This is a genomic window from Rhodococcus sp. 15-725-2-2b (assembly GCF_002259075.1).
GTDB lineage: Bacteria > Actinomycetota > Actinomycetes > Mycobacteriales > Mycobacteriaceae > Rhodococcoides.
In genome coordinates this window covers 132,602-159,392 of sequence record NZ_NPFL01000019.1, presented here as the reverse complement: position 1 = coordinate 159,392, position 26,791 = coordinate 132,602, and the positions used below count along the sequence as shown (strand labels likewise).

The 26,791-nt window shown below is 65.4% G+C and carries 1 protein-coding gene; it reads left to right on the top strand.

What is annotated here, in order from left to right; all coding sequences use genetic code 11:
- Nucleotides 1-10 precede the first annotated feature (10 nt).
- Nucleotides 11-26,785 (top strand): non-ribosomal peptide synthetase, encoded by a 26,775-nt coding sequence (locus CH306_RS21390; protein WP_094647898.1) that lies wholly within the window; start codon nucleotides 11-13, stop codon nucleotides 26,783-26,785.
- Nucleotides 26,786-26,791: the final 6 nt, after the last annotated feature.

The following is a 26,791-nucleotide window of genomic DNA, read 5'->3' as shown; positions in this document are numbered from 1 at the left end:
GGGCATCTGAATGCGCGCCGCAATCACCGGTGGGTCTCAGACGCCTCCGACCGGCCCCGGCTTCGAGAACGGGTTCCCGCTGTCGTCCGCTCAGCGTGGCATGTGGTTCGCTCAACAGCTCGCTCCTGACGTCCCGGTCTGTATCGCGCAATACGTCGACCTCCGCGGCGATCTTGACATCGCCGTTCTCCAGGACGCGTCGGCTCTCGCAGCACACGAATTTCAATCCGCCTACCTGAGACTGGCCGAGGTGGACGGCGAACCGGTCCAGATGGTCGATCACTCCATCGACCAGTCCGTGCACTACCTGGATCTGCGCGGCGAAAACGATCCCATGACCTCTGCGCTGGCCTGGATCGAAGAGAACTACGTGCAACCTGTCGACATGGAACACGATCCACTCGTCGAGAGCTGGATCATTCAGGTCGAGGACGATCGCAACCTCTGGTACAGCAAGATTCATCACGTCGCACTCGACGGTTACGGCGCGATGACGCTCGTCAATCGAACCGCAGCCCTGTACACCGCGGCCGTCGAACACGTCGAGCCTGCCCCCAACAAGGCGGCCGAGCTTCGGCGGCTCTACGAGCTCGATCAGGAATACCGGACGTCGTCTCGCTTCGAGACGGACAAGGAGTACTGGACCGCTCGCGCCGCGGACATCCACGACGGAGCCACCCTGTCCAATACTGCCGGGCGCACGATCGCCGCCAGTAAATTGCGCAGCGTCGCTCTCCCCGACGATGTCGTCACCGAGCTCGAAGCGTCCGACGCGACCAAGGGCGGAACCGCGGCCGCGGTGTTCATCGCCGCCTTCGGCTGCTACCTCTCGCGGATGACCGGGCGAGAGGACGTCTCGGTCAACATCCCGGTGTCCGCGCGCACCACCGCGCTGCTTCGCCGATCCGGTGGGATGCTCGTCAACGTCGCACCCATTTCGATCCATGTGCCCCAGGACGCGACCGTCGGCGAGCTGGTTCAGCAGGTCCAGCTCGAATTGATGGGGGCCCTGCGGCACCAGCGTTTCAGCATCGAGGACATCCGGCGTGAGCTGGCGGCTTCGGGCAGCGACAAGCAACTGTCCGGCCCGATGGTCAACATGATGCTGTTCCATCAGCAGATCGAACTCGGCTCGATCGTCGGCGAATTCAACATCGTGACCTCGGGTCCTGTCGAGGACCTTCTGGTCAACGTCTATCAGAGCGGTTCTCCGGCAAGGACGTTCGTCGATTTCAGGGCCAACCCCAACCGGTACGACGACGACGATCTCACCGCACACCATTCGAGTTTCGTCGACATGGTGCAATCCTTCATCGCGGCCGGACCCGATGTCGCCGTTCTAGACGTACATCCGGACAGCGCACGCGAAGGCCAACGTCGACGTCGCGCCGCAGCCCAGCTCGCCTACTGGACCGACCGGCTCGCCGATGCCCCCGATCTCCTCGATCTTCCGACCGACCGTTCGCGCCCCTCGCGCATCGGTCATGTTCGCGCATCCCACGAGGTGACCATCGGATCCGAATCGTGGTCCGCAGTGGCTCGGTTGGCCGCCGAACGTTCCACGACTCCGTTCGTGGTGCTCGAATCCGTTCTCGCCGTGTTGCTTTCGCGACTGGCCAACACCGACGACGTGTCGATCGCCGTGCCTGCGGGTGACGGCAACACCGTGGTGCTGCGGTCCCGACCCGACGTTCGGCACTCGTTCGCCGATTTCGTCGATGCGTCCGGAACCGACTTCGATGCTGCGATGGCGCACGGGGAGACGTCCTTCGAGGACGTCGTCACGGCCCTCGGTCTGCCGAGCTCGGAGTCGTACAGCCCCCTTGCCCAGGTTGCGCTCCGGTTCGGTCCGTCCGCGCTGCCGCGTGACGGGGTTGGCATGGACCTGGTAGTCACCGTCGACGAGTCCGACGATGTCGCGGTCGTTTTCGACTACGCCACAGAACTGTTCGAAGCCGCGAGCATGGCTCAGCTCGCCCGCCGCCTCGTACGCGTGCTCGACGCTGTGATCGGCGAGCCGGATCTGAGGATCGGCGATGTGGACCTGCTGTCCACCGCCGAACGCGCTCGCCTGGCTCCGGTTCGTGGGCCGCGGTCTGTGGCGGGTGTGGTGTTGCCGGAGTTGTTGGCTGGTGCTGTGGGTGTTGCTGGTGTCGGTGGTGTTGCGGTGGTGTCGGGGTCGCGGTCTGTTTCGTATGGTGAGTTGGATGCGGCGTCGTCGCGGTTGGCGCGGATGTTGATGTCGTGTGGGGTGGGTCCGGGGTCGTTCGTGGCGTTGGCGTTGTCGCGGTCGGTGGAGTCCGTGGTGGCGGTGTGGGCGGTGGCGAAGGCCGGTGGTGCGTTCTTGCCGGTGGATCCGAAGTATCCGGTGGATCGGATCGAGCACATGTTGGTCGATTCGGGTGCTGTGGTGGGTGTGACGTTGGGTGCCGATGTGGGTGTGTTGTCGGGTGTGGGTGGGGTGTCGTGGGTGGTGCTCGATGATGCCGATGTGGTGGCGGATCTGGCGTTTCGGTCGTCTGCTCCGGTGTTGGATGCCGAGCGTTCGGGTGTGTTGCGGCTCGATGATGCGGCGTATCTGATCTATACGTCGGGTTCGACGGGTGTGCCCAAGGGTGTGGTGGTCACTCATCGTGGTGTGGGGAACTTGGCTGCCGAGGAGCGGGTTCGGTTCGGTGTGGGTCCGTCGTCGCGGGTGTTGGCGTTTGCGTCGCCGAGTTTCGATGCCTCGATTCTCGAGTTCGTGTTGGCGTTCTCGGGTGGGGCGACGATGGTGATTGCTCCGCCGTTGGTGTTCGGTGGGGTGGAGTTGGCGTCGTTGTTGGCGCAGGAGCGGGTCTCTCATGCGTTCGTCACGCCTGCGGCGTTGGCGTCGGTGGATCCGGTGGGGTTGGAGTCGGTCGAGGTGGTGGTGACCGGTGGTGATGTGTGTGCGCCGGAGTTGGTGGCGCGGTGGGCGCCGGGTCGGCGGATGTTCAATGCGTACGGTCCGACGGAGGCGACGATTTTCTCGTCGATCTCGTCGGCGTTGGTGGTGGGGGAGTCGGTCGATATCGGTTCGCCGACGATCGGTTTCGCGGAGGTGGTGTTGGATTCGCGGTTGAATCCGGTGCCGGTGGGTGTGGTGGGTGAGTTGTATCTGGCGGGTCCGGCGTTGGCTCGTGGGTATCACGCGCGGTTGGGTTTGACGGCGGAGCGGTTCGTGGCCAATCCGTTCGGTGGTGCGGGTTCGCGGATGTATCGCACCGGTGATGTGGTGCGGTGGAATGCTTCGGGTGCGTTGGAGTATGTGGGGCGTAGCGATTTCCAGGTGAAGGTGCGTGGTTTCCGGATCGAGTTGGGTGAGATCGATTCGGTGTTGGCTGCGGTGCCGGGTGTCGATTTCGTGGTCACCATCGGTCGTGAGAGTGCTGCTGGGGCAACGGTGTTGGTGTCGTATGTGTTGCCGGTGGCCGGTGCCGGGGTCGAGGCGGATGCGTTGCGCGAGCATGCCGGTTCGGTGTTGCCTGCGCATATGGTGCCCTCGGCGTTCGTGATGCTCGAGTCCATTCCTCTCACTCCCGCAGGCAAACTGGACCGAAACGCACTCCCCGAACCCGAACTCGGTTCGCAGGGTGCATTCGAGGCCGCGGAAACGGAGTACGAGGCCGCAGTGGCGACCGTGTTCCGCGACGTTCTCGAGGTCGACCGGGTCGGCGTGACCGACAGCTTCTTCGATCTCGGCGGAAACTCCCTCGTGGCAACGCGTCTGATCGCTCGGGTCAATTCGGCTCTCGGAACCGATCTCAAGGTGCTGGACCTCTTCGAGGCGCCGACCGTGAGGACCCTGTCCGAACGCGCCGAGGCCAAGGGCGCATCGCTGCATCGCCGTCCGGCGCTCGTCGCCGTGGACCGGCCCGATTCGATCCCACTGTCTCTCGCACAGCAGCGGATGTGGTTCATCAACCAGTTCGATGTGTCCTCGCCCGCGTACAACATCCCGCTCACCGTGCGACTGACCGGTCGACTGGACGTCGATGCGATGGCTGCGGCCGTCGGCGACGTTCTGTCCCGGCACGAGTCGCTGCGCACCGTGTTCCCGACCGTGGGCGATCTGCCGAACCAGGTCATCACACCGGTCGAGGACGTCACCGGATCGACGCTGCCCCTCGATGTGGTCGACGTCGACGCCGGCTCGGTCGATGCGCTCGTCCGTGCTGCCGCGACAACAGGATTCGACGTCACGGTCGATCTTCCCTTCCGTGCGGTGCTGTACAGGACCGGTTCGGAAGATTTCGTACTCTCCATCGTCGTCCACCACATTGCGGCGGACGGTGCGTCGATGGCACCGCTGGCCCGAGACGTGATGGTCGCCTACGGTGCCCGATCCGCCGGTTCGGCTCCGGTGTGGGAGCCACTCGCCGTCCAGTACGCGGATTTCGCGTTGTGGCAGCACGCCGTTCTCGGCGACGAGAGCGATTCCACCTCGGTGGCGTCGCGGCAGATCGAATTCTGGCAGTCGGCTCTGGCGGATCTGCCGGACGTATTGCCGATGCCGCTCGATCGTCCGCGTCCCATCCGGCAGTCGATGCGCGGCAGCGTCACCCCGTTCACGATTCCGGCCGACGTCGCCGCACGATTGAGTTCGGTTGCTGCCGAACATGACTCGACCCTGTTCATGGTTGTTCATTCGGCGCTTGCACTCCTGCTCGCGCGGCTGAGCGGAACTCAGGACATCGCTGTCGGTACGCCGATCGCCGGTCGAGGCGACGCGGCCCTGGACGACCTGGTCGGCATGTTCGTCGGTACCCTCGTTCTGCGAACACAGGTCGAGCCGCAAGCAACCTTCACCGATCTGCTCGCCGACACTCGTCGCTCCGACCTCGCCGCCTTCGACAACACCGACATCCCGTTCGAGCGTCTGGTCGACGTACTCGATCCGGTGCGGTCGACCGACCACTCGCCGCTGTTCCAGGTTCTGCTCGAGTTCCAGAACAATGCAGCCGTCACGTTGGAGCTGCCCGATCTCACCGTTCGGTTCGAGGAGATCGGCACCGACACGGCAAAATTCGATCTACAGCTGCGTGTGGATCAGGAGCCTGTCGACCCGTCCGGTGCACTGTCGGCGTCGTTCACCTACGCCACGGATCTGTTCGATCCCGAAACCATCGACCGGTTCGTCGATCGCTTCCTGCGGATCGTGTCGACCATCGGAACGTCGACGGACGTACGCACCGCAGACATCGACATTCTGTCCGCCGCGGAGCGGGAACTCGTCCTGTTCGAGTGGAACGACACCGCACGTCTGATCGAACCTCCGGTCCACCAGCAGATTCCGGCCGGCGGCGCCGACATGACGCTCAGCAGTCTGTTCGACCGACAGGTACAGCGCAGTCCGTACTCGACAGCGCTCGTGTTCGAGGACGAACACATCACCTATCTCGAACTGGACGAACGCGCGAATCAGCTCGCGCGTCATCTCATCTCGCTCGGCGTGACCCCCGAATCCCATGTCGGCCTGGCGATTCGCCGGTCGATCGATCTGCTCGTCGGCATGTACGCGATCATCAAGGCCGGTGGTGCCTATGTACCGATCGACCCGGACCATCCCGTCGAGCGGTCGTCCTACGTCCTCTCCAGCGCCCAGCCCGTGTGCATCCTCACCACCAGTCGCGACTGGATCAACATCCCGGTTGCAACTCCGGTCCTGGCCGTCGATCTGCTCGACGTCTCCGATCGCGACCACTCCACGGTCACCGACTCGGACCGACTGGGAAGACTGCACGGCTCGAACACCGCATACGTCATCTACACCTCCGGCTCGACCGGTCGGCCCAAGGGTGTCGCAGTCACGCACTCGGCCATCGTGAACCGGTTGCTGTGGATGCAGCACGAATATCACCTCGAGCCTGCGGACACCGTTCTGCAGAAGACTCCGGCGACGTTCGACGTCTCGGTGTGGGAGTTCTTCTGGCCCCTACAGGTCGGTGCCAAGCTCGTCGTGGCCGAACCCGACGGACACCGCGATCCCGTGTATCTGTCCCGCATCATCGCGCAGGAGCACATCACCACGGCGCACTTCGTGCCGTCGATGCTCGCGGTGTTCGCAGCAGGTGCACGGGCTGCGGAATGTGTCTCGCTCCGACTGGTCTTCTGCAGCGGCGAGGCGCTTCCACCTGCCACCGCGGCTCAGTTCGCGCAGTTCTCACTCGCGGAACTGCACAACCTCTACGGTCCGACCGAGGCGGCAGTCGACGTCAGCTACTACCACGTGACCGGGCGCGAGTCCGTCTCGATTCCCATCGGCGCACCGGTGTGGAACACGCGTTTGTACGTGCTCGACGCGTCGTTGCGACCGGCTCCGATCGGTGCTCCCGGCGAGCTGTATCTCGCCGGTGTACAACTCGCTCGCGGGTACGTCGGCCGAGGCGACCTGACAGCGGATCGCTTCGTCGCGGATCCGTTCGGCGAGCCGGGCGAGAGGCTCTATCGCACAGGTGATCTGGTGCGCTGGCGCGCCGACGGCGAGCTCGAGTACATCGGCCGCACGGACTTTCAGGTCAAGCTGCGAGGGCTCCGGATCGAACTGCCAGAGATCGAAGCGGTTCTCCTTCGATCCGAATCGGTCGCACAGGCGATCGCACTGGTGCACAAGGACCCGAACACCGGTGAGACCCTCGTGGCCTACGTGGTCGGTGCGCCCGGCCACGCCGTCGATCCTGCGCATCTGACCGCAGAGGCCGCGCGCCGTCTCCCGGGGTACATGGTGCCCTCACACGTGGTGGTACTCGACTCGCTGCCGGTCAACGCCAGCGGCAAGCTCGACCGGAAGGCATTGCCTGCGCCCGAATTCACTGTCGCTGCATCGGAATTCTTCGGGCCCGAGAACCCGGTCGAGGAGATCGTCGCCGGAGTCTTCGGCGATCTGCTCGGTATGGCCCAGGTCAGTGTCACGTCGAGCTTCTTCGAAATCGGCGGCAACTCGCTGATCGCGATGCGGTTGGTCGCGCGAATCAATGCGGCACTCGGAACCGATATCGGTATCAGGGATCTGTTCGACGCCCCCACCGTGCGAGCGCTGTCGGCAGGCATCGAACTCGGTGAGCACGACGCTGCAGCCGCCCCTCGGCTGGTCCCGCAGGAGCGACCGGATGCAGTGCCCCTGTCGCTGGCCCAGCAGCGGATGTGGTTCATCAATCAGTACGACACCGAATCGGCTGCCTACAACGTCGCGTTCGCCATGCGCCTGAGCGGCGCGCTCGATGTCGATGCGATGCACTCGGCCATCGCCGACGTGCTCGGTCGACACGAGTCGCTGCGCACGATGTTCCCGCTGACCGACGACGCTCCGGTGCAGTCGATCCTCGACGTGGAATCTGCACTGCCGGATCTGACTCCGATCCTCGCGAACGACGAGCGCCACGTCATGGAGTTGATCGCCGACGTCGCAGGCTCGGGCTTCGACGTCGTGGCCGATGTTCCGCTGCGAGTTCGACTGGTTCGGGTCAGCGAGAACGAGCATGTGCTCGTGATGGTGGTGCACCACATCTCCTCCGACGGGTTCTCGAGCGCCCCGCTGGCCCGCGACCTGATGGTGTCCTACAGTGCCCGCGCCGCGGGGCATGCACCCAGCCAGGAACCGTTGCCGGTGCAGTATGCCGATTACGCACTGTGGCAGCGCCGGTTCCTCGGCGCGGAGTCCGATCCCGAGTCGTTGATGGCCAAGCAGCTCGCCTACTGGGTCGAGACACTGTCCGGCAGCCCCGAGGTTCTGACGCTGCCGACCGACCGACCGCGTCCCGCGGTGGCTTCCCTGCGCGGCGACAGCGTGACGTTCGAGATCGACGCCTCGGTTCATGCCCGCCTCGCTACTGTTGCCGCCGAACACAATTCGAGCTCGTTCATGATCGTGCACGCGGCTCTTGCCGTACTGCTGGCCCGACTCTCGGGTACCGAGGACATCTCGGTCGGAACGCCGATCTCGGGCCGAGGAGACGCCGCACTCGACGAACTCGTCGGCATGTTCGTCAACACCCTCGTTCTGCGCACTCAGGTTCCCGGCTCGATGCGGTTCGAGGACCTGCTCTCGGACGTTCGCTCCGTGGACCTGGCCGCGTTCACGCATTCGGATGTCCCGTTCGAACGGGTGGTGGACGCGGTCGATCCCGCGAGGTCGACTGCCCATGCGCCGTTGTTCCAGGTGATGCTCGAGTTCCAGCAGACCGACCGACCGACCGTGACGTTGCCCGGACTGTCGATCGAGAGCATCGAGCTACCCAACGACATTTCCAACTTCGATCTGCAGTTGACGATCTCGGAGGAATTCGACGCGTCCGGCGCACCGGTCGGCATCGAAGCCGGATTCCGTTACGCCACAGAACTGTTCGACGCGGATACCGTCCGAGTTCTCGCCGATCGCCTGGTACGAATCCTCGACGCCGTGACCGCCGTGCCGTCCATCCGAGTCGGTGACATCGAGATCTTGTCTGCCAACGAGTACGACTCGCTGGCTCCGGTTCGGGGGCCGCGGTCTGTGGCGGGTGTGGTGTTGCCGGAGTTGTTGGCTGGTGCTGTGGGTGTTGCTGGTGTCGGTGGTGTTGCGGTGGTGTCGGGGTCGCGGTCTGTTTCGTATGGTGAGTTGGATGCGGCGTCGTCGCGGTTGGCGCGGATGTTGATGTCGTGTGGGGTGGGTCCGGGGTCGTTCGTGGCGTTGGCGTTGTCGCGGTCGGTGGAGTCCGTGGTGGCGGTGTGGGCGGTGGCGAAGGCCGGTGGTGCGTTCTTGCCGGTGGATCCGAAGTATCCGGTGGATCGGATCGAGCACATGTTGGTCGATTCGGGTGCTGTGGTGGGTGTGACGTTGGGTGCCGATGTGGGTGTGTTGTCGGGTGTGGGTGGGGTGTCGTGGGTGGTGCTCGATGATGCCGATGTGGTGGCGGATCTGGCGTTTCGGTCGTCTGCTCCGGTGTTGGATGCCGAGCGTTCGGGTGTGTTGCGGCTCGATGATGCGGCGTATCTGATCTATACGTCGGGTTCGACGGGTGTGCCCAAGGGTGTGGTGGTCACTCATCGTGGTGTGGGGAACTTGGCTGCCGAGGAGCGGGTTCGGTTCGGTGTGGGTCCGTCGTCGCGGGTGTTGGCGTTTGCGTCGCCGAGTTTCGATGCCTCGATTCTCGAGTTCGTGTTGGCGTTCTCGGGTGGGGCGACGATGGTGATTGCTCCGCCGTTGGTGTTCGGTGGGGTGGAGTTGGCGTCGTTGTTGGCGCAGGAGCGGGTCTCTCATGCGTTCGTCACGCCTGCGGCGTTGGCGTCGGTGGATCCGGTGGGGTTGGAGTCGGTCGAGGTGGTGGTGACCGGTGGTGATGTGTGTGCGCCGGAGTTGGTGGCGCGGTGGGCGCCGGGTCGGCGGATGTTCAATGCGTACGGTCCGACGGAGGCGACGATTTTCTCGTCGATCTCGTCGGCGTTGGTGGTGGGGGAGTCGGTCGATATCGGTTCGCCGACGATCGGTTTCGCGGAGGTGGTGTTGGATTCGCGGTTGAATCCGGTGCCGGTGGGTGTGGTGGGTGAGTTGTATCTGGCGGGTCCGGCGTTGGCTCGTGGGTATCACGCGCGGTTGGGTTTGACGGCGGAGCGGTTCGTGGCCAATCCGTTCGGTGGTGCGGGTTCGCGGATGTATCGCACCGGTGATGTGGTGCGGTGGAATGCTTCGGGTGCGTTGGAGTATGTGGGGCGTAGCGATTTCCAGGTGAAGGTGCGTGGTTTCCGGATCGAGTTGGGTGAGATCGATTCGGTGTTGGCTGCGGTGCCGGGTGTCGATTTCGTGGTCACCATCGGTCGTGAGAGTGCTGCTGGGGCAACGGTGTTGGTGTCGTATGTGTTGCCGGTGGCCGGTGCCGGGGTCGAGGCGGATGCGTTGCGCGAGCATGCCGGTTCGGTGTTGCCTGCGCATATGGTGCCCTCGGCGTTCGTGATGCTCGAGTCCATTCCTCTCACTCCCGCAGGCAAACTGGACCGAAACGCACTCCCCGAACCGGACTGGTCCGCTCAGGTCACGGCCGGTCGCGATGCGGACAACGCGGTCGAGAAGACGTTGGCCGGATTGTTCGCCGAGGTTCTTCGACTGGACCGCGTCGGCGTCGACGATTCGTTCTTTGCGCTCGGCGGCGACAGCATCATGTCGATTCAGCTGGTCTCGCGTGCCAAGGCAGCCGGATTGTCTCTGTCGCCACGAGATGTGTTCGAGCACAAGACCGTTGCGGCACTGGCCGAGGTGGTCGCGTCCGGAGACGGCACTGCACCTCTCGTACTGGAGGAATTGCCAGGTGGCGGTGTCGGTGACGTACCGCTGACTCCGATCGTCGCCTGGATGCTCGATCGGACGGCTGTCCTCGACAAGCACACGCAGACGGCGGTTCTCACCCTCCCGGTCGATATCGAGCTGGATGTGCTCGAGGCAACCGTGCAAACGGTCCTCGATCACCACGACATGCTCCGCGGCGTTCTGCACCGGGGTGAGCACCCCACGATGGAGGTGCTTCCCGCCGGATCGATCGCGGCGAACTCGGTCGTGCACCGCGTGGCGTCGACGACCGTTCGGGGAGAAGGGTTCTCGAAGCAGGCAACGGCCGAGGCAGAAGCAGCAGTCGGCCGGTTGGCACCCGATTCCGGTGTGATGATCCAGATGGTGTGGTTCGACGCCGGCCCCGAGGGGAGCCGTCTGCTCGTCGTCGCCCACCACTTGGTCATCGACGGCGTGTCCTGGCGAATCCTGGTTCCGGACCTCGCGTCGGCATGGGCCCAGATCATCGGCGGGAACACTCCTGAGCTGGCTCCGGTCGGCACTTCCATGCGTCGGTGGTCGCACGGGTTGCGTGAGGTCACCGCCACCCGCGGTGACGAGCTGGCGATCTGGCGCGACGTTCTGGCACAACCGGATCCGCTCATCGGATCACGCGCGCTCGATCGCGAGATCGACGTGTACAGGACGGTGGACAAGATCGAGATGACGTTGTCCACCGACGTCACCGAGGGGCTACTGACAGCACTGCCCGATGCGTTCCACGGCAGCGTCAACGACGGTCTGCTCGCCGCACTCGCGCTCGCCACGGCGGTGTGGCGACGTGGTCGGGGAGTGACCGTGGACGACGCTCTCATCTCGCTGGAGGGTCACGGCCGCGAGGACCACGTGGTACCCGGTGCCGATCTGGGCCGGACCATCGGTTGGTTCACCACGATCTACCCGCTCAGGCTCACCCTCGCCGGTCTGGACCTGGACGACGCACTCGCCGGCGGTGCCGACGCAGCACGACTGATCAAAACGGTCAAGGAGCAGTTGCTGGCGGTCCCCGATCACGGCATCGGTTACGGCATGCTCCGCTACCTGGACGAGGACGGCGCCGCTGCTCTGCGCGACTTCCCGGCTCCCCAGGTCAGTTTCAACTATCTCGGGCGCTACAGCACCGACGTTCCGGACGAGCTGCGTGGACACGGCTGGCTGCCGGTCGACGACTCCGGTGTCGGCGATTCGCAGGACGCCGATCTACCGGTAGCAGCAGTGCTCGACATCAATGCCGTCACCACCGCGACGCCGACCGGCCCGCGCCTCGAGGCGACGTTCGCTTTCCCCACCGGGGTGCTCGCCGCCGCCGAGGTCACCGAACTGGCGGAGTTGTGGCGTCAGGCCCTCACCGCGCTGACACAGCTCGCCCAGCGACCGGGGGCCGGTGGCTTCACGCCGTCCGACCTCGATCTGGTGCGGCTCGATCAGAGTTCCATCGACCACCTCGAACGGGTCTATCCCACGCTGGACGACATCTGGTCCATGACGCCCCTGCAGGCCGGATTGCTATTCCACGCCGAGCTGTCGGATCAGTCCGTCGACGCCTACATCGTCCAACTCGTGTTGGAGCTGCGCGGAAGCGTCGACGAGGCACGGTTCCGACGTGCTGCCCGAGCGCTCCTGCGTAGACACGCGAACCTGCGGACTGCCTTCGTTCACAACGACGACGGCGAGTCCATACAGATCGTTCACCACGACGTGGACGCTCCCTGGTCGTCGATCGACCTGACCGGACTGGACGCCGACGATCGAGCCGTCGAGCTCGATCGCATCGAACACGACGATCGCGCCACCAGATTCAACATGGCGCAGGCACCTCTGTTGCGCTTCATGCTGATCACGGTGGCGCCCGGCGAGTGGCGTCTGGTGATGACCAACCACCACATCCTGCTCGACGGTTGGTCCACACCGTTGCTGCTCAAGGACCTGCTGACGCTCTACGTGGTCGACGGCGACGAAACCGTGCTCCCGCGGGTTCCCGCCTATCGCGACTACCTGTCATGGCTGGCGAAGCGTGACCGTTCGTCGGCACTGGCCGCGTGGACCGACGCGCTCGCAGGCTTGTCCGAGCCGACCCTGTTGACGCCGGTCGAGAGCCGACGCCAGGAGTCGACGTTGGCAGGTCGGTCGCTGGTCTCGCTCGATGTGGAGCAGACGGACCGGCTGCGCAGCGTCGCTCGTGTACGTGGCGTGACGATGAACTCCATGGTGCAGGCGTCGTGGGCCCTCGTGCTCGGCACTCTGACCGGACGCTCCGACGTCGTGTTCGGTGCCACCGTGTCCGGACGCCCGCCGGAGGTCTCCGACATCGAGGCCATGGTCGGTCTGTTCATCAACACTCTGCCGGTGCGGATCGTGCTCGATCCGTCGGAGACACTCGGCGAGTACCTCGAGCGGGTGCAGGCCGAACAGGCCGCTCTGCTCGATCACCACTACCTCGGCCTCACCGACATCCAGCGTGCGGTGGGACCGGCCGTCGCCTTCGACACCCTGACGGTGTTCGAGTCCTACCCGATGGACCGCGCGGGATTGTCGGCCGAGACCGACCTCGCCGGAATGCAGGTGCACGACGTGCACGACGGCAGCGACACAGCGCAGTATCCGCTGACCTTGGTCGCCATGGTCGACGACCGGCTGCACATCGAGGCGAAGTACTTGCCGGAGTTGTTCGAGCACAGCGTCGTCGAGGCGACGGTCGACAGGATCGTGCGGGTCCTCGACGCCATTGCCACCGACACCGGTCGACTCGTGGGGTCCCTGTCGTTGCTGTCCGACGACGAACTGGTCCGGTTGGCACCGGTCCAGGGGCCGGCTGCCGAAGCAGTTCGACTGCTCCCGGACATCCTCACCGCCGCTGCTGCGGGCAACCTGCACGGCACCGCTCTGTGGAATGACGGGCGCACGGTCGACTACGCCGAGCTCGACGCGCAGTCCTCGGCTCTCGCCCGAACGCTGATCGCTCGCGGTGCCGGTCCGGAGACCGTTGTCGCACTGGCTCTGCCACGTTCCATCGAATCGGTACTCGGAATCTGGGCGATCGCGAAGACCGGCGCGGCATTCCTGCCGATCGATCCGAACTACCCGCGCGATCGCGTCGAGCACATGCTCGTCGATTCGAACGCCTCGCTCGGCCTGACCGTGTCCGCGCACACATCCGCGGTCGAGGGTCTGGGATCCGCCCGGTGGACCGTTCTCGATCACGACGACACGAGCGCCGACATCGCCGGTCACTCGACCGCGCCGGTTCTCGACGGCGACCGTATCCGCCCGATGCACATCGATCAGGTCGCGTACCTGATCTACACCTCCGGCTCGACCGGTGTCCCCAAGGGCGTCACCGTCACTCACCGGGGATTGGCGAACCTGGCGGAGGAGGAGCGCACTCGTTTCGAGGTGACCCCGGACGCTCGGGTTCTGGCGTTCGCGTCTCCGAGCTTCGATGCCTCGATTCTCGAACTGCTGATGGTGCTCTCCGGTGCCGCGACGATGGTCATCGCGCCGACGTCGGTCTACGGTGGAGCCGAATTGGCTCAGCTGCTCGCTGCACAGCAGGTGACGCATGCGTTCGTCACCCCAGCCGCGCTTGCATCGGTGGATCCGGAGGGCCTGACGGAGCTGCGAGTCGTCGCGACCGGTGGCGACGTCTGTCCTCCGGAACTCGTCGCCCGCTGGGCACCGGGCCGCCGGATGTTCAACGCGTACGGTCCGACCGAAGCGACCATCTTCTCGTCCGTCAGCGATCAGCTGCATATCGATTCGACGATCGACATCGGTTCGCCGACAATCGGGTTCAGCGAGGTCGTCCTCGACTCGCGACTGCACCCGGTACCCGTCGGTGTTGCGGGTGAGCTCTATCTCGCCGGTCCGGCGCTCGCCCGGGGTTACCACTGCCTATTCGGCCTGACGGCCGAGCGTTTCGTGGCGAATCCCTTCGGCGAGCCGGGTGCGCGGATGTACCGCACCGGCGATGTCGTCCGGTGGACCGAGTCGGGAACGCTCGAATACGTCGGGCGCAGCGACTTCCAGGTCAAGGTGCGCGGTTTCCGCATCGAACTGGGCGAGATCGACGCCGTCCTGACCGATGATCCTTCCGTCGAGTTCGCGACCACCGTCGGTGTCGACGGTCCGGCCGGTAACACCATTCTCGTCGCCTACGTCCTTCCGCGGTCCGGCGAGCAGATCGATGCGGTGTCTCTGCGCAGTCATGTGTCGAATTCGCTACCGACCCACATGATCCCGACGGCCTTCGTCGCCCTGGAATCGATTCCGCTGACACCGGCCGGCAAGCTGGACCGCAACGCCCTGCCCGCACCCGATCTTCATCTCGGGGACGATTCGCGTGCACCGCGCAACGACACCGAGCAGGTCATTGCCGACATCTTCGGCGAGGTACTGGGGATCGACGGCGGTGTCGGAATCGATTCGAGCTTCTTCGACCTCGGTGGGGACTCGCTCAGCGCCACCAGACTCACCGCTCGGGTCAATGCCGCCCTGGACACCACGATCAGCGTGCGTGCACTGTTCGAGGCTCCCACTGTCGAGTCGCTTGCGGTGCGCGTACACAGCGATCTGACCGGCACCGAGCGCCGTCCCGCACTCGTGGCCAAGCCGCGACCTGATTCGATTCCGTTGTCGCTCGCGCAGCAACGGATGTGGTTCATCAACCAATTCGACGTCGACTCTGCGGCCTACAACATCCCGCTTGCGGTCCGGCTGACGGGTCGACTCGACATCGACGCGATGAGTGCGGCGGTCGGGGACGTTCTCGAACGGCACGAGTCGCTGCGCACGGTGTTCCCGAGCCACGGTGAGCGCCCCGAGCAGAAGATCCTCGATGCGCAGACGGTGAGAACCGATCTCGCCGTCGTCGATCTGGCCGCCGACGAGATCGTGTCGGCCATCTCTGCCTCTGCCGCAACAGGTTTCGATGTCACGACCGATCTACCGTTCCGCGCGGTGCTGTATCGGGTTGCAGCGGACGAATTCGTGCTGTCGATCGTTGTGCACCACATCGCCGCCGACGGTGCCTCCATGGCACCCTTGGCGCGAGATGTCATGGTCGCCTACGGTTCTCGCGTAGCGACCGGCGCTCCGATGTGGGCACCACTCGACGTTCAGTACGCGGACTTCGCGATCTGGCAACGCACCGTCCTCGGCGACGAGGCCGATCCCGCGTCCCTCGCCGCGCAGCAGTTGGATTTCTGGAAGACCGCTCTCGCGGATCTTCCCGACGTACTGCCGTTGCCGCTCGATCACCCGCGGCCCACTCGGCAGTCCATGCGCGGCAACAGTGTTCGGTTCGAGATCGACCGAGCAACCCATTCGGCACTGGTCGAGTCGGCGCGCACCAACGAGGCGACCGTCTTCATGGCCGTGCACGCGGCATGGTCGATTCTGATGGCACGCATCAGCGGCACCGAGGACATCGCCGTCGGAACGCCGATCGCCGGTCGAGGCGAGGCCGCGCTCGACGATCTGATCGGCATGTTCGTCGGCACGCTGGTTCTGCGTACCCAGGTGACGCCTGGGCTCTCGTTCAACGATCTGCTCCGTGCCACCCGCACAGCAGATCTGGCGGCGTTCGATAACACCGATGTCCCGTTCGAGCGACTGGTCGACGTTCTCGATCCCGCGCGTTCGACGGACCGTTCGCCGCTGTTCCAGGTGCTGGTCGAATTCCAGAACAACACCTCGGCCGCGCTCGAACTACCGGAGCTCACGGTCGAGGCCGTCGACATCGACGCGCACGTCGCGAAGTTCGATCTGCAGCTGACCGTCGCCGAGCAGTACGACGAGTCCGGTGCGCCGGCCGGGATGACCGCCGCGATCACCTACGCGGTCGATCTGTTCGAGGAATCGTCCGTCCGGGAGTTCTCGGCACGATTCGGTGCTGTGCTCGCCTCGGTGACGACGGATCCCGAGCGCGCAGTCGGCGACATCGACCTCTTGCTCCCGGGCGAGCTCGATGCCATGACGGGTGAGTGGAACCACGCAGGTCTCGTGGCATCCGACGCGACATTGGCCGATCGATTCGCCACCGCAGCAGCGCGATACCCCGACTCGCGTGCGGTCGTCTTCGGCGATCACACGCTGACTTACGCCGAGTTGGACGACCGGTCGAGCCGACTCGCGCGGCTTCTGGTCCAGCGCGGTGTGACATCGGAATCGCTCGTGGCGGTCGCGATGCCGCGCAACGAGCAGCTGATCGTCGCTCTGCTCGCGGTGATCAAGTCCGGTGGAGGCTACCTTCCGATCGACGTGTCCTACCCAGCGGATCGGCTCGCGTTCATGCTCGAGGACGCCTCGCCCGTCTGTGTGATCTCCACGGTTGCCGACAGTGCGGCAGTGCCCGCCTCGGATCTCGATGTCCTCGAGATCGATTCGCCCGAGCTGATCGCCGAACTGGACGTCATGTCGGGTGCCCCGCTGACCGATGCGGACCGCTCGGGTGGCACCAGCGCGGATTCGATCGCGTACGTCATCTACACCTCGGGCAGTACCGGTCGCCCCAAGGGCGTGCAGATCGCGCACCGCAACGTGGCGACGCTGTTCGCGAACACAGCCGATCTCTTCGATTTCGACGATCGCGACGTCTGGACGATGTTCCACTCGTATGCGTTCGACTTCTCGGTATGGGAGCTGTGGGGACCGCTGCTGCACGGCGGAACACTCGTCGTCGTCGACTACTACACCGCGCGCTCCCCGGAGCTGTTCCGCGAGTTGCTGGTACGCGAGAAGGTCACGGTTCTCAACCAGACACCGACGGCGTTTTACCAGTTCGCGGAAGCGGATCGAGTTGCGACCGGAAACCTCGCCGGAACCGCGGACTCCGATCTGTCGCTGCGGTACGTGATCTTCGGCGGAGAAGCACTCGATCTCGGTCAGTTGGCTCGCTGGTACGCCCGGCACGACGAATCCGCTCCGACTCTGGTCAACATGTACGGCATCACCGAGACGACCGTCCACGTGAGTCACCTGGCCCTGACAGAACAGTTCGCCGCCTCGGCCTCGGCCAGCGTCATCGGTCAGGCGATTCCCGCGCTGCACGTCGCGGTTCTCGACACCCGTCTCAATCCGGTGCCGCCGGGTGTGACCGGTGAAATGTACGTCTCGGGGGCACAGCTCTCTCGCGGTTACCTCGGCCGGGCCGGGCTGTCGGCCACCCGTTTCGTCGCCGATCCGTCCGGAGACCCCGGTGCCCGGATGTACCGCACCGGCGACACCGCGCGATGGAATCGCGACGGTGCACTGGAATACCTGGGCCGCAGTGACATGCAGGTGCAGTTGCACGGCTTCCGCATCGAGCTCGGCGAGATCGAGAGTGCTCTGCTGGCGTACGACGGTGTCGCGGCCTCCGTGGTCTCGGTCCGTGACGACGGATCCGGTGATCGCCTGATCGGATATGTCGTCGCCGAGGCGGGTCGAACCCTCGACCACTCCGCCGTTCTGGATTTCGTCGGGCACTCGCTGACGTCCTACATGGTTCCGGCTGCGCTGATAGTGCTGGACGAGCTGCCGCTCACTGCCAACGGAAAGCTCGATCGCCGTGCACTGCCGGCTCCGGACTTCTCGGCCAACGTGACCGAAAGCCGTTTGCCTGCAACCGAAGTCGAGTCGATCCTTGCCGGATTGTTCGCCGACGTGCTCGGCCTCGACACCGTCGGCGTCGACGACTCGTTCTTCGCGCTCGGCGGCGACAGCATCATGTCCATCCAGCTGGTCTCACGTGCCAAGGCGGCCGGTCTGGTCCTGGCTCCGCGCGACATCTTCGAGCGCAAGACCGTTGCGGCGCTGGCCGAGGTCGTCGTTCTCGGGGGCGACGCCGTCGTGCTGGAAGAGCTCGACGGTGGGGGAGTCGGCTCGCTGCCTCTGACACCCGTCGTTCGCTGGATGCTGGACCGCAGCACCGACTTCGGCCGCTACACCCAGACCGCCCTGCTTCAGCTTCCGGTCGGCATCGAGACCGAGACGCTCGAGCGCACCGTCCAGGCCGTGCTCGATCGTCACGACATGCTCCGGTCGAGGCTGTACCAGGATGCCGACGGCATCTGGCACGAGGAAGTATCTCCGATCGGCACCGTGTCCGCCGCGTCGGTCATCCATGCGGTCTCGGTCGATTCCGTGGACGGTGCCGCATTCTCTTCCCGCGCCGCAACGGAGCTCGACGCCGCAGCAGATCGACTGATCCCAGCCGACGGCGTCATGGTTCAGATGGTGTGGTTCCAGGGCCCGAACGGGTCCGGCCGACTGCTCGTCGTCGCGCATCACCTCGTGATCGACGGCGTGTCCTGGCGCATCCTCGTGCCGGATCTCGCAACGGCATGGAGCCAGATCATCGCCGGCGACGCGCCTGCGCTGGCACCGATCGGCACATCGATGCGGCGGTGGTCCACCGGTTTGGCCGAGGTCACGGCGAGCCGCGCCGACGAGATCGGGCTGTGGCAGCGCATTCTGAGCGGTGCCGACCCGACGATCGGTTCGCGACCACTCGACAAGCGCATCGACGTCGACGCCACCGTGCAGCGCATCCGCACATCACTTCCCGTCGAGGTGACCGAGCGCTTGCTGACCACGGTGCCGAACGTCTTCCGTGGCAGCGTCAACGACGGCCTCCTGGCCGGCTTGGCGTTGGCACTGACCGCGTGGCGTCGTGAACGGGGAGCCGCTGTCAGCAGCGCCCTGATCACGCTCGAAGGCCACGGCCGTGAAGACGCCGTGGTTCCCGGAGCCGATCTCGGCAGAACCGTCGGCTGGTTCACCACGATCTTCCCCGTGCGACTCGACCTCGGTTCGGTGGACGTCGCCGACGCGTTGTCAGGTGGCGACTCCGCCGGTGCACTGATCAAGGCGGTCAAGGAACAGCTGCTCGAGATCCCGGATCACGGAATCGGCTACGGCATGTTGCGGTACCTCGATTCGGCTGGAACCGAGGCGCTTTCCGGTTTCGCCGCGCCTCAGGTCAGTTTCAACTACCTCGGACGATTCTCGACCGGCTCCACCGAAGGCATGGCCGACGTTGGTTGGATTCCCGTCGCCGATGCCGAGCTCGGCGACGCGCAGAATCCGGACATGCCCGTGCCGGCTGCGCTGGACATCAACGCCGTCACCACCTCGACGCCCGACGGTCCGCAGCTCGACGCCACCTTCGCGTTCCCGGCGGGCATCCTCGCTTCCGACGAGGTCGATCGGTTGATCGAACTGTGGACGCAGGCGCTGACCGCGATCACCGAGCACGCCTCGGTGCAGGGTGCGGGAGGCTTGACCCCGTCCGACCTCGAGCTGGTGGACATCGATCAGCGCTCCATCGAGGTGCTCGAGCAGCAGTTCCCCGACCTCGACGACGTGTGGTCGCTGTCGCCGCTGCAGGCCGGCTTGCTGTTCCACGCGCGCCTCGCCGGCGAGGTCGGCAGTGACACTGCGGGCGTCGACGCCTACATGGTGCAGCTCGGCCTCGAGCTGCGTGGCGTCGTCGATGCCGAGCGGATGCACTCCGCCGTGAACAAGCTCGTCTCTCGCCATCCGAACTTACGAGCAGCGTTCGTGCACAACAGCGCCGGCGAATCCCTGCAGATCGTGCAGAATTCGGTGACGGTTCCCTGGGCCGAGGTCGATCTACGCGGTGAGGCCGACGTCGACTCCGCGCTCGAGGCCGTGCTCGCCGCCGATCGCGGTGTGCGGTTCGAGATGGACTCGGCGCCGCTGCTTCGATTCACGCTGATCACCCTCGCCGACGATCACTGGCGACTGTTGCTGACCAACCACCACATCCTGCTCGACGGTTGGTCGACGCCTCTGGTCGTCAAGGAACTGATCACGCTCTACGTCACCGAGTCCGACGATTCGATGCTGCCGCGCGTGCCCGCGTACCGCGACTACCTCGCGTGGATGCGGCAACGCGACGTCGCCATCTCCACGGCGCAGTGGGTCAGCGCGATGGCGGGTGTCGAGGAGCCGACACTGCTGGTCACCGGTGATCGGGGCCTACAGTTGTCCACCGTCTCGAGCGAGACGGAAAGGTCGTTGTCGATCGAGACCACAGCGGCACTGCGCGATTTCGCAGCGCGCCGCGGTTCGACTCTGAACACCCTCGTTCAGACCGCGTGGGGCATCGTGCTCGCCACTCTGACCGGACGCGAAGACGTCGTCTTCGGTGCCACGGTGTCGGGTCGGCCGCCCGAGGTCCCTGGCATCGAAGGCATGATCGGGCTGTTCATCAACACACTGCCCGTTCGGGTCACGCTCGATCGGGCCGAGACTCTGGGTGCTCTGGTCGATCGCGTGCAGGCCGAACAGGCCGCACTGCTCGACCACCACTACCTCGGTCTGACCGACATCCAGCGCGCAGCCGGTGCCGGCGTCGCATTCGACACGCTCACCGTGTTCGAGTCGTACCCGGTCGACCGCGCCGGAGCTTCTGCGGCAACGGATTTCGCCGGCATGCAGGTGACCGACATCCTCGGAACCGATGCCGCGCACTACCCGCTCACCCTGGTGTCGTCGGTGGACGAGCGCTTGAACCTCAAGGCCAAGTACCTGCCCGAACTGTTCGAGATCGAGGACGTGCACGCGATCGTCGATCGAGTCGAGCGGGTACTCGATGCGGTACTGGCCGACGAGCAGCAGCCGCTGGCTCGGCTCAGTCTGCTCGCCGATGCCGAACTCGGTTCGCTGGCACCGGTATTCGGACTCGAAGGCCGATCGACTCGGTTGCTGCCGGAGATCTTCTCCGACGCAGCTGCCGTCGACCCGGATGCCGTCGCGGTGCGCAGCGTCGACGGCGAGCTGACGTACCGCGAGCTGGATCGACAGTCGAACCGTCTCGCCCGCATCCTGCTCGGTCACGGTGTTCGTACCGAGACGTTCGTGGCGCTCGGAATCGCACGATCCATCGAGTCCGTGCTGACCGTCTGGGCCGTCGCCAAGTCCGGTGCCGCGTTCGTGCCGGTCGATCCGAACTACCCGGCCGATCGCATCGAGCACATGCTGGCCGACTCCGGAGCGTCTTTCGGTGTCACCACCCGCAGTCACCTCGACGATCTGCCGTCGACCGTGCCGTGGATCGTTCTGGACGACCTCGCCACCGATGGCCCGAACGCGGTGAGCGACGAGCCCATCGCCGACGACGAACGCCACGGTCGCGTAACCCTCTCGAGTGCCGCGTACACCATCTACACGTCGGGTTCGACGGGTGTTCCGAAGGGGGTCGTGGTCACCCACTCCGGCCTCGACAACTTCGCTACCGAGCAACGCGAGCGCTATCGAGTCACGAAGGACTCACGTACACTCCATGTTTCGTCGCCCAGCTTCGATGCGTCCGTGCTCGAGTACCTGCTCGCGTTCGGCGTCGGAGCCACGATGGTGATCGTTCCGCCCACCGTGTACGGCGGAGCCGAGCTGGCATCGTTGCTGGCCGAGGAATCGGTCACTCACGGCTTCATCACCCCGTCCGCCCTCGCCTCTGTCGATCCCTCGGGGCTCGACACGTTCGCCGACGTGGTCGTCGGCGGCGAGGCGGTCCCGGCCGAGTTGGTCACCAAGTGGGCTCCGGGCCGCAACCTGTTCAACGGGTACGGACCGACCGAGGCCACGATCATGTCCAACATCAGTGCACCGATGGTGGCCGGCGAGCCGGTCTCGATCGGCGGACCGGTACGGGGTGTGTACGAGGTGGTTCTGGACTCGCGACTGCAGCCGGTTCCCATCGGGGTGGTGGGTGAGCTGTATCTCGCGGGCGTCGGATTGGCCCGCGGCTACCACGATCGGATGGGGTTGACGGCCGAACGATTCGTCGCCGATCCGTTCGGTGCTCCCGGTGCGCGCATGTACCGCACCGGAGACGTGGTGCGCTGGTCGCCGGATCTGACCATCGAGTACGTCGGTCGCAGCGACTCCCAGGTCAAGGTCCGTGGCTTCCGCATCGAACTCGGTGAGATCGACGCAGCGCTCTCTGCTCATCCGGCGGTCGACTTCGCGGCGACATTCGGAACTCCCGGGCCGACCGGTGCCACCGTTCTCGTGGCCTACGTTCGCCTGACGGGGGACGACCCGACCGAGACGGTCGATACCTTCGACACGGCCGTTCTGCGCGATCATCTCGCCGCCGCGCTGCCGTCGCACATGGTTCCGAGCGCCATCGTCGTGCTCGAGTCGATTCCACTCACACCGGTGGGCAAGCTCGACCGCGCAGCACTTCCGGTACCGGAGTTCGGCACGGCCACGTCGTACCGCGAGCCGAGCACGCCTGCCGAGCTGACGGTCGCGGCGGTCTTCGCCGAGATCCTCGAGGTGGGTCGAGTCGGTGCGGACGACGGCTTCTTCGAGCTCGGTGGCGACTCTCTCAGCGCAACGCGAGTGATCGCTCGCGTCAATGCCGAATTCGGTACATCGATCGGGGTCCGCACGATCTTCGAGACCCCGACGGTGTCGGGTCTGGCGAGCGCAGTCGGCTCGGCCGACCCACGTACGCAGCGGCCGGCCCTCGTTGCCGCGACGCGTCCGGAGCACATTCCGCTCTCGCTCGCACAGCAGCGGATGTGGTTCATCAACCAGTTCGACACCTCGTCGGCGGCGTACAACGTGCCGTTGGTCGTCAAACTGACCGGACGGCTCGACACCGCTGCGCTGGCCGACGCGGTGGTCGATGTTCTGGGGCGCCACGAGTCCCTGCGCACGACCTTCCCCGACGGCCCCGAGTTCCCGGTGCAGCTCGTGCACCCGGCTGCCGAGGTCGCGCCCGCGGTCGAATCCGAACGGATCGATGCCGCTGTTCTCACCGATCGCGTGGCTCTGTTGGCCGGTCGAGGATTCGACGTGACCACCGAGATCCCGGTGCACGTCGAGCTGTTCGAGGTGCTCGACGCCGACAACGACGCGTCGGAGGATCCCGTCTTCGTACTCGCCATGGTGGTGCACCACATCGCCGCCGACGGCGCGTCGATGGCACCTCTCGCTCGCGACGTCGTGCTCGCCTACTCGGCGCGCAGTGCCGGTCACGCACCGAGCTGGCAGCCGCTGCCCGTCCAGTACGCCGACTACACGATCTGGCAGCGTTCGCTGCTGGGTGACGAGCAGGACGCGTCGAGTGTGGCTGCGGCTCAGCTCGAGCACTGGTCCACCGCGCTTGCGGGTCTTCCCGATCTGTTGCCGTTGCCGACGGACCGACCGAGGCCGACCACTCAGGACTTCCGCGGCGGCCGAGTCCGCTTCACCGTCGATGCCGACATCCATCGCGCCCTCGTCGCCATCACGCGCGAACAGAACGTCAGCATGTTCATGGTTCTGCACGCCGCGTTCGCGGTCGTTCTGGCACGACTGAGCGGCACCGACGACATCGCGATCACAACCCCGGTGGCCGGGCGCGGTGACGCGGCGCTCGACGACCTCGTGGGCATGTTCGTCAACACGCTCGTGCTGCGCAGCCGAGTGGACGAGTCCGCGACGTTCGACGATCTGCTGAACCAGGTCAAGACACACGACCTCGACGCATTCGATCACACCGAAATGCCCTTCGAGAGAATCGTCGAGGTTCTCAATCCCACGCGATCGACGGCCTACGCTCCGCTGTCACAGGTCGCGCTGTCGTTCCAGAACAACGAGAAGGCCTCGCTCGAGCTGCCGAACCTACGCGTCGAAGGCTTCGACTTCGACGTTCCGGTGGCCAAGCAGGATCTGCAATTGCTGCTGTCCGAGACCTTCGACGACCAGGGGCGTCCGTCCGGCTTCGAGGCCGCATTCGACTACGCCACGTCGTTGTTCGACGCGTCCAGCGTCGAGGCCATCGCGGCGCGACTGATCCGAGTTCTCGCTGCCGTCGGACGCGACCGACACGCGGTGGTCGGAGACATCGAACTTCTGGGTGCCGACGAGCAGCGCACGTTGGTGCCTGCGCGAGGAAACGCCGACGCGGCAGTTCGGACGTGGCCGGAGTTGCTCGCGGCGGCGGTCGCGCTCGATCCGTACGCAGTGGCCGTGACCTACCGAGGCATCAGCCTGTCCTACGCCGATCTCGACAGCTGGTCCAACCGGATCGCTCGGATGCTGATCGACTACGGGGTCGGTCCCGAAACGTTCGTCGCGTTGGCGCTGCCTCGGTCGATCGAGTCGGTGCTGTCGGTGTGGGCTGTGGCGAAGACCGGTGCCGCGTTCCTGCCTGTCGATCCGAACTACCCGGCGGACCGAATCGCGCACATGCTCGAAGATTCCCATTCCGCAATGGGTCTGACCGACATCGATAACAGGGCTTCGCTGCCCGACACGGTCCCGTGGCTGGTTCTGGACGATCCGGAAACCTCCGCGGAGCTATCTCGCTATCCGGCGGACGCGGTGACCGATGCCGATCGCACGGCCACCCTGCACATCGACCACCCGGCCTACCTGATCTACACCTCGGGCTCGACCGGTCGGCCGAAGGGCGTTGCGGTACGGCACCGTGGCCTGGCCAACCTCCAGGCCGAGGTGATCGAGCGATTCCGCCCCACTCGGGATTCGCGTGTTTCGCACATCGCGTCGCCGAGTTTCGACGCATCGATCTACGAGCTGACGATGGCGTTCGGCGTCGGTGCCACCGTCGTCATCGTGCCGCCGGGAGTCTTCGGCGGCGGCGACTTGGCCGACCTGCTCGAATCCGAACACGTCACGCATGCGTTCCTGACGCCGGCGGCGCTGTCGTCGATCGACGAGACACGTCTGGGCACCGTTCGGGTCCTCGCGGTCGGCGGCGAGGCCTGCACTCCCGAGCTGGTGGCGAAATGGGCACCGGGCCGCAAGATGTTCAACGGCTACGGTCCGACCGAAACCACGATCCAGGCAAGCGTCGGCGGACCTCTAATGCCCGGTGGCACAGTGGATGTCGGCAAGCCGGGAACCGGATTCCGGTTCGTGGTGCTCGACGCACGACTCCGACCGGTCCCGGCCGGAGTGTCGGGCGAGCTCTACATCGCCGGTCCAGGCACCGCCCGCGGATACCTCGGTCGTTTCGGACTGACATCCGAGCGTTTCGTCGCCGATCCCTTCGGCACTCCGGGCGATCGGATGTATCGAACGGGCGACGTCGTGCGCTGGGGCAGTGCCGGGGCCGTCGAGTTCGTCGGGCGCAGTGACTTCCAGGTCAAGGTGCGCGGTTTCCGTATCGAACTCGGCGAGATCGACTCCGCTCTCACCGAGCACGAACAGGTCGGATTCGCCGCCACGATCGGTCACACGGCTGCGTCCGGTGACACCGTCCTCGTGTCCTACGTTCTCGCGGCCGACGGCGAATCGGTCGACACCGAGGCACTTCGCGATCGCGTGGCCAAAGTGCTCCCGCGGCACATGGTTCCGTCGGCGATCATCGAGCTCGACGACATTCCGCTCACTCCGGTGGGCAAGCTCGATCGACGGGCGCTGCCGGTTCCCGAGCTGACCGTGTCGACAACTCCGTACCGGGCACCGGGCACCGATGTCGAAGCCGCGATCGCCGACGCGTTCGCTCAGGTTCTCGGGGTCGAACGGGTCGGCATGGACGACAACTTCTTCGAGTTGGGCGGAACGTCGCTGGTGGCCACGAAGATCGTGCCTGCCATCGAGAACGCCATCGGGGTTCGGGTGCCGCTGCAGGCACTGTTCGTCGATCCGACGCCGGCAGGGTTGGCCGCGCGGGTCGCCGCGGATGCCGACGCGGGGGGCGCCGACCTCGATTCTGTGTTCGGAGTCGTGATTCCGCTGCGCGGCAGCGGGTCCAAGGCCCCGTTGTTCTGTGTCCACCCGGGAATCGGATTGTCATGGGGATACGCCGGTCTCGTCTCACACCTGAGCGACGACCGTCCCGTGTACGGCCTGCAGCTGCCGAGCATCGTGGAAGGGTCGAGCTTCGGATCCATTCGCGATCTCGCCCACCGGTACGCCGACGAGATCCGCGCCGTCCAGCCGGTCGGTCCGTACCACCTTCTGGGGTGGTCGCTCGGCGGCTCACTGGCTCATGCGATAGCGGTGGAACTGCGCAGCACCGGCAGCGACGTCGCCACCCTTGCTCTCCTCGACAGCTACGTGGACGGACACGACGGCGAACAGGCCGAGGGAGCGTTGAGCGTCGAGAATCTGCTCGCCGGATTGGGGCTCGACCTGTCGGCTCAGGCGTCGACAGAGCCACTGACCTACGAACGGGGGGTCGAACTGCTCGACGAGTCGTTGGGTCAGACGACCGGCGTCTCCGCCGATCACCTCCGTCGTATCAATGCGGGATTCGAGAACTCGACTCGAATGATGGCCGAGTTCATCCCGGACGTCTTCGACGGAGATGCTTTGTTCTTCTCGGCAACGAAGGGCGCGAGCGATGGAATTGTTCGATCCCCGCAGGAATGGCGGCCGTATGTCACAGGAGATATCGTCATCCACGATGTCGACGTTTTCCACAACGAGATGACCAATGCGGACGCTGCCAACGTGATCGGGCCTGTCGTCGATTCTCATCTCGGAAATACACCCGAGTAACGATTG